The sequence below is a fragment of the Photobacterium alginatilyticum genome (assembly GCF_009910675.1).
Taxonomy (GTDB): Bacteria; Pseudomonadota; Gammaproteobacteria; order Enterobacterales; family Vibrionaceae; genus Photobacterium; species Photobacterium alginatilyticum.
The window spans coordinates 1-429 of sequence record NZ_RSEJ01000292.1; the positions used below are offsets into that span (position 1 = coordinate 1).

1 protein-coding gene is annotated in these 429 nt (G+C 26.9%); it reads left to right on the plus strand.

Annotation, left to right across the window (positions count from 1 at the left end):
* Positions 1–215 precede the first annotated feature (215 nt).
* Complete coding sequence (locus EIZ48_RS31675; protein WP_500690635.1) at positions 216–377, plus strand: 50S ribosomal protein L32; 162 nt, start codon at positions 216–218, stop codon at positions 375–377.
* Positions 378–429 lie beyond the last annotated feature (52 nt).

The following is a 429-nucleotide window of genomic DNA, read 5'->3' on the forward strand; positions in this document are numbered from 1 at the left end:
AGATCTTGGTCAATTAAAAATCACATGATGACATATCATATATATTTTTGATTTTTATTKGAGAAATTTTTTATTCTATTTCAAAAAAAAAAGAAATTTATGGTTTTTGGCTATAAAGAAAAAAATCGATAATGACTATAGTAAAACATGACTTCTTTTGAACAATAGATGTCTTTCACATCCAATAGAATAGTGAGTAATCTCTTTATTTTCAAATGGCAGTTCCAAAAAAACGTACTTCTATATCAAAAAAACGTATTCGTAAAAATATTTGGAAAAAAAAAGGATATTGGGCGGCTTTAAAAGCCTTTTCGTTGGGCAAATCTCTTTCCACTGGACAGTCAAAAAGTTTTTTTGTGCGACAAAAAAATAAGTAATAAGAAATTGTGATAATTTGAATCTACGCGACTCAAAAAGTTGTCGAATTTT

Coding starts and splice junctions, on each gene's coding strand:
- EIZ48_RS31675 (WP_500690635.1), top strand. CDS start 216: ATGGCAGTTCCAAAAAAACGTACTTCTATATCAAAAAAACGTATTCGT.